The following is a 5,930-nucleotide window of genomic DNA, read 5'->3' on the forward strand; positions in this document are numbered from 1 at the left end:
GAAGTCGGGCACCGCCCAGTCGAGGCCGACCAGGCTCAGTAGGCTTTCAACGAACCCGGTCGTCTGCCGGAGCGCCATGCCGAAAAGGACTTTCATCGTCAGGCATGCCTGGATCGCGGCGTCGCTATAGAGCGGCTGCCGGCCTCGCTTGCCGGTCGGCGGTGGCACCCAGACCATGTCCGGGTCGAACCAGATCGTCAGGGAGCCGCGCTGCTTCAGCGCTTCGTTGTAGGCCGGCCAGTTCTTGGTCTTGTAGCTCGGCGGGATCGGTCTGCTCATGCAGGACAGCTACCACGCTGGATTCACGAGATGAATCCCTCAACCAGCCTTTGCGCAACAAAGCCCGGTCCAACTGTCCGGGCTGACGCTTCAGGAAGCAGAGGACAGGTTGTTCCAGGCGCTGGTATCCAACCAGATCGATCCGTCGTTCAGCCTTGAAGTCGCGGAATTCAAATCGAAGAAGGTCGCTGTGGGTGGCGCGGTCAAATCGGCCACGTTGATTCCGATCACGCCGAACAACCTGACCCTTGGCGAGGCGCTGATTGCTGCGGGTGGGCTGGTGACGCGGGATGCGGAATTTGCATCGATCCGCATCTATCGTGATGGCACTCTGTATCAGATTCCGGTCGAAACATTCCGCGCACAACCACAATTGAGCGACAAGCTGCTGGTTGGTGGCGATGCGGTGTATGTTGATACGACCTACGATCTGGATCGCGCGTTCGAGTTCTACAAGACCAAGATCGACGTGATCTCACTTCGGTCGTCGGCGCGCAGTGCTGCGTTGCAAACGCTGAACACGGAAATCACCATTCGACGCGGTGCGCTGAACGAACGGCGCGAACTGTTCACCACGAGAGAGCAACTGGGCGCCGAGAAACGCGACTATGTCTATCTCAGTGGCGAAGTGACCAAGCAGAACCGCTTTGCGCTGCCTTACGGGCAGCAGGCGACACTGGCCGACGTGCTGTATAACGAAGGCGGGTTCGACAACACCACCGGCGACCCGACCGAGATCTATGTGCTGCGTGGCAGCAACGATCCCGCCAAGATTGGTGAGATCGTCGCGTATCATCTGAACGCGGGCAACGCCGCGAACATGATCCTGGCCACAAAGTTCGAAATGCGTCCGAACGACGTGATCTTTATCGAGGAACAACCGATCACCAAGTGGGGCCGCGCCTTGCAGCAAGCGTTCCCGACGTTGTTGAACTCGGCGCGGGCGGCTCTTTGATCTGACATCTGGCAAACGGCGCGTCCCAAGCGGGGCGCGCCGATCACCCGGTTCCACCCAGATCAGAGCATCCTCATTTTGATTGGCGCGTAAACAGATCCGATAGGCAGGCGCGACGCCTGCGATACGCCCAAGGTCTTTGATCGGGTTTTTTGTGTCCGGTTTTCGACCCGCAGACAGACACCTGCGCCTCTCAGATCACCGACCGCATTGCCCCTCGGCAAAACCGCCGAGCGCGACTCGGAGGGCAGAAACCCTCTTGTGGGGCGGAGCAACTGCGCGATTTTCTGCTTACAGTGCGGGCATTTGAATGCCTTCGACGTGCGCGCCGCTGTCGAACGGCCCCTTCGCAGATGAAAATTGACCGTTTTCCGGGCGGTTGGCCCGGAGCAGCCGAGACGACCATGCCGCGCCGCAGCATTTGCCCGGTTTCAAGTTGCGCCTCAGCACGAAACTGGGCTATTCGACAGCCAACGCGTACCCCGGTTCCTTTCGGTGTCCGGTACAGAAAAGAATGGTTGATTGATGAAAAAAGCTCTTATCACCGGCGTGACCGGACAGGACGGTTCCTATCTGGCGGAGTTGCTCCTGGAAAAAGGCTATGAGGTTCACGGCATCAAACGCCGCGCCTCTCTTTTCAATACGGAGCGGGTCGATCATATTTACCATGACCCGCACACCAGCGGTAAGAACTTTACGCTGCATTACGGCGACCTGACCGATACCTCGAACCTGACCCGCATCCTGTCCGAAGTGCGTCCCGACGAGGTGTATAACCTGGGCGCGCAAAGCCATGTGGCCGTCAGCTTTGAAGCGCCCGAATACACGGCCGATGTCGATGCCACCGGCACCCTGCGCCTGCTGGAATCGATCCGCTTTCTGGGCATGGAAAAAACCACCCGGTTCTATCAGGCCTCGACCTCGGAACTGTATGGACTGGTGCAGGAAATCCCGCAGACCGAAAAGACGCCGTTCCATCCGCGCAGCCCCTATGCCGTGGCCAAGATGTACGCCTATTGGATCACGGTGAACTACCGTGAGGCCTATGGCATGTACGCCTGCAACGGCATCCTGTTTAACCACGAGAGCCCGCGCCGGGGTGAGACCTTTGTCACCCGCAAGATCACCCGCGGCCTGGCCAATATCGCGATGGGTCTTCAGGATTGCCTGTTCATGGGCAACATCGACGCGCTGCGCGACTGGGGTCACGCCAAGGACTATGTCCGCATGCAGTGGATGATGTTGCAGCAGGACGTGGCCGAGGATTTTGTGATCGCCACCGGCGTGCAGTATTCCGTGCGCGACTTCATCCTTTGGACCGCAAAGGAACTGGGGATCGAGCTGGAATTTTCGGGCGAGGGCGTGAACGAGATCGCCACTGTTGCCTCCGTCACCGGCGACAGTGCGCCCGAACTGAAACCCGGCGATGTGATCCTGCGCATCGACCCACGCTATTTCCGTCCCGCAGAGGTCGAAACGCTGCTGGGCGATCCCGCCAAGGCCAAAGAAGTGCTAGGCTGGGTGCCAGAGATCACCGCGCAGGAGATGTGTGCCGAAATGGTCGCGTCCGATCTTAAATCTGCCCGCCGCCATGCTCTGTTGAAAGAGCACGGCTACGACATTCCCGTCGCGCAGGAGAACGGCTGATACCAGTCCCGCGCGACTGCCATTTGACGTCAGGAGGCACATTATGCCCAAGATCTATGTAGCAGGCCACCGCGGCATGGTGGGGGGCGCGATCACCCGCCAGTTGCAGCAGCGCCAGGAGGCAGGTGAGGATATTACCCTTGTCACCCGCACTCACGCTGAACTGGAATTGACAGATCAGAAGGCGGTCAGGGACTTCATGCTGTCCGAAAAGCCGGATGTCGTGATCCTTGCAGCCGCCAAGGTGGGCGGTATTCTGGCCAACAACAGCTATCCGGCGGAATTCATCTACGACAACCTGATGGTGCAATGTAACGTGATCCATGCCGCTTGGGAGGCGGGGGTCACGCGCCTGTTGCAGCTGGGGTCGTCCTGCATCTACCCCAAGGCTGTGCCGCAGCCGATGCGTGAGGCGGCCTTGCTGACTGGCCCGCTGGAGCCCACGAATGAGCCCTATGCCGTGGCCAAGATTGCCGGGATCAAACTGTGCGAAAGCTATAACCGTCAGTACGGTGTCGATTATCGGTCTGTCATGCCGACCAACCTGTATGGCCCCGGTGACAACTTTCACCCGGAAAACAGCCATGTGATGCCCGCGCTCATCCGCCGCTTTCACGAAGCTGCGCAAGAGGGCAAAGATGAGGTGGTGATCTGGGGCAGCGGCAAGCCGCGCCGCGAATTCCTGCACGTCGACGACATGGCCGCTGCGTCGCTGTTTGTGATGGATCTGGGACGGACAACCTATGACTCCAACACCCAGCCGCAACTGAGCCACATCAACGTCGGGTCAGGCGTCGATGTCTCCATTCTGGAACTGGCGCAGATGGTGGCCGAGGTGACGGGCTACAAAGGCAAGATCGAACTGGATCGGACCAAGCCGGACGGCACCATGCGCAAGCTGATGGATGTCAGCCGCTTGGCCGACATGGGGTGGAAGGCGTCCATCGACCTCGAAAACGGGGTGCGTGAGACGTATCAGTGGTTCCTTGAGCATCAGGACAGCTTTCGCCGCTGATCCATGTGCCAGCCTGAGAGCGGACTGTTACACGCGTCCTGACTTGGTCAGGGCGCGTTTTTCGTTAGTCGACGGGCAGACCCGATGGCACCCGGTCCGGTCGCCCGAGGGGGCGAGTGTCGACGCTATTGCCGGTCAGGGCGCGCAAGAAGGCCACAAGGTCGACGACCTCTGCGTCGGACACGGGCAGTGGCCCGATATCCAGCCTGCGTGCTTGCCGCGCCAATTCCAGCCGGTCTTGCCGGATTGCGAAATCTGCTACGGCCAGCCACGGCACATCGGGCAAGGCGGCGTCGGCCTCTTGCCATGCGGTTTGGCTAACGGCGGGGTTCAGGTGATGGCGGATCATCGCCTCTAGCATCGCAAAGGCGCCATTGTGCCCGTAAGGGGCCGTCAGGGCGACGTTGCGCAAGGACGGTGTGCGGAACCGGTAGGCGTCTTCTATCAGGTCGGTTTCGCCCATGCGGCCCACATCGCGCGGCATCGGGTCAAAAACCCGGGTCCGTCCCGGCCCGAAGGCGGGCAAACCCAGCGCGTGAAAACCTTGATCTGTGAACAGTGGTCCGGCGTGGCAGGTGTCACACGCGGCCCTACCAAAGAACAGTTGCCGTCCGCGTTCGGCCGCCGGGGGCAGCGGCGTGCCGTTGCGCAGCCATGCGTCAAAGGGGCTGTCGATGCTGATCCATTCCGACGCCATAAAGGCCCCCAGCGCATTGCCAATCTCGACGATTGTCACCTCCGCCGGGGCGTCGATGTGATCAAAGGCCGCCACAAACAGCGTGCCGTATTCCGGGATCGTGCGCACCCGTTTGGCAAGGATGGGCCAGCCGAGGTCGATCCGGTCGTGGACCGCGCCGGTGACGTCGTTTTCACCCACGTTGCCGGCCATTTCGAACTGGGCGGTCAAGGGGAACAGTGCCTGCGCGGCGAGGATACTGTTCAGCCCCTGCGGCAGCCATTCCTCTGCCGGGCTGTCAAAGCCGTTGCCGTATTGGTCGGAGACTTCCAGCCGGCCGTCATGGAACAGGACGCGCACGGATTTATGGCCGAGGTTCCACAGGGCAGGGGCGTTGCGGGGGATGCGCTTGCGGATCTGGTCGGGGCCTGTCCCGGGGGTGCGATCCCGACCCAGGCCACGCCCGCCCTCACCGATGCCAAGGCTGAGACCGTCGCCGCTGGCGAGGCTGTGGTGGTGGCAGGTGCCGCAGGAGATGTTGCGATTGCCGCTGAGGATGGGGTCGTAGAACAAAAGCTGGCCCAGACGGGCTTGCGCCGGGTCGGTGGGCAGGAAATCATCCAGCGTGATGGGGTCGGCCCGGGAGGGGCCGGTGAGGACGAGGAGGCAGAGAAGATGCAAAAGGAAAGCCGCGCGCATGGGATCATTCTGGCAGGGTTGCTGGCGCTCTCAACCCCTGTTTTTGCCGCCGATCTGGAAGAGGCGCGCGATTTGATGGAAGCGGGGGAGTTTCCCGCCGCGATGGATCAGTTCCGGGTGCTGGCGCGGTCGGGCAATGCGGACGCGGAGGAATTGATCGGGGTGATGTATGCGCTGGGATTGGGCGTGGAGAAAGACCCGGAGCGGGCGTTTGAATGGTATCTGAGGGCCTCGATGAAGGGCCATCCGGGGGCGCAATCGGGGCTGGGGTGGTACTATGAATTGGGGCTTGGGATGCCCGCGCCGGACCTTGTGCGAGCCTATCTTTGGTATGCTTTGTCGGCCATCGGGGGGGATGTGGACGCCCCTGATTCACTGGAGGAATTGACCCCGAGGATGGGCCCGGAGGAGCGGAAAAGGGCGCAGGTTTTGGTCGATGATTATCGGGTCTGGATGTATCCGTTCCGGTGAGGGGGCAAAGGGTGTGTCCACGCGTGGACAGGTTTGCGGGTGTGTAACATCAATAGGTTACAGGGGCGAATTTACGGTTCGTTCACCTTTGCGGGGCTTTGTTGCGCAAAGGCTGGTTGAGGGATTCATCTCGTGAATCCAGCGTGGTAGCTGTCCTGCATGAGCAGACCGATCCCGCCGAGCTACAA

At 61.0% G+C, this 5,930-nt stretch carries 6 protein-coding genes; 4 read left to right on the forward strand and 2 right to left on the reverse strand.

What is annotated here, in order from left to right; all coding sequences use genetic code 11:
• The coding region (locus tag CHB90_RS25285) for a transposase (RefSeq protein WP_170941098.1) at window positions 1–279 on the reverse strand (279 nt) is incomplete at its 3' end.
• A gap of 109 nt (window positions 280–388) precedes the next feature.
• On the opposite strand from CHB90_RS25285, the gene CHB90_RS25290 reads away from it, so the two are divergent.
• The 3 genes from CHB90_RS25290 to fcl all read left to right on the forward strand — a co-directional run bounded on the left by CHB90_RS25290 (window position 389) and on the right by fcl (window position 3,896).
• The gene (locus CHB90_RS25290; RefSeq protein WP_245823385.1) at window positions 389–1,234 is read left to right on the forward strand and encodes an SLBB domain-containing protein; all 846 of its coding nucleotides are present in this window, start codon (window positions 389–391) and stop codon (window positions 1,232–1,234) included.
• A gap of 525 nt (window positions 1,235–1,759) precedes the next feature.
• On the forward strand, window positions 1,760–2,881 hold the full coding sequence (gene gmd / locus CHB90_RS25295; protein ID WP_089280468.1) for a GDP-mannose 4,6-dehydratase: 1,122 nt from the start codon (window positions 1,760–1,762) through the stop codon (window positions 2,879–2,881).
• Between the two features lie 43 nt (window positions 2,882–2,924).
• Window positions 2,925–3,896 carry a GDP-L-fucose synthase gene (gene fcl, locus CHB90_RS25300; protein WP_089280469.1) on the forward strand — a complete coding sequence of 324 codons (972 nt, stop codon included), beginning with the start codon at window positions 2,925–2,927 and terminating at the stop codon, window positions 3,894–3,896.
• A gap of 64 nt (window positions 3,897–3,960) precedes the next feature.
• Here the strand turns inward: fcl and CHB90_RS25305 are convergent, their stop codons facing one another.
• Window positions 3,961–5,271: a cytochrome-c peroxidase gene (locus tag CHB90_RS25305; protein ID WP_089280470.1), complete on the reverse strand. Its 1,311-nt coding sequence runs from the start codon at window positions 5,269–5,271 to the stop codon at window positions 3,961–3,963.
• Here CHB90_RS25305 and CHB90_RS25310 point away from each other — a divergent pair.
• Window positions 5,248–5,742, forward strand: coding sequence for a tetratricopeptide repeat protein (locus CHB90_RS25310; protein WP_089280471.1), 495 nt, complete (start codon window positions 5,248–5,250; stop codon window positions 5,740–5,742). The two genes, CHB90_RS25305 and CHB90_RS25310, sit on opposite strands and share 24 nt — an antisense overlap.
• Window positions 5,743–5,930: the final 188 nt, after the last annotated feature.

The sequence above is a fragment of the Antarctobacter heliothermus genome (assembly GCF_900188425.1).
Taxonomy (GTDB): domain Bacteria; phylum Pseudomonadota; class Alphaproteobacteria; order Rhodobacterales; family Rhodobacteraceae; genus Antarctobacter; species Antarctobacter heliothermus.

Excerpts from the sequence above, each read along its gene's own strand:
- gmd (WP_089280468.1), top strand. The coding sequence starts at position 1,760 with ATGAAAAAAGCTCTTATCACCGGCGTGACCGGACAGGACGGTTCCTAT.
- fcl (WP_089280469.1), top strand. The coding sequence starts at position 2,925 with ATGCCCAAGATCTATGTAGCAGGCCACCGCGGCATGGTGGGGGGCGCG.
- CHB90_RS25310 (WP_089280471.1), top strand. The coding sequence starts at position 5,248 with ATGCAAAAGGAAAGCCGCGCGCATGGGATCATTCTGGCAGGGTTGCTG.
- CHB90_RS25305 (WP_089280470.1), bottom strand. The coding sequence starts at position 5,271 with ATGCGCGCGGCTTTCCTTTTGCATCTTCTCTGCCTCCTCGTCCTCACC.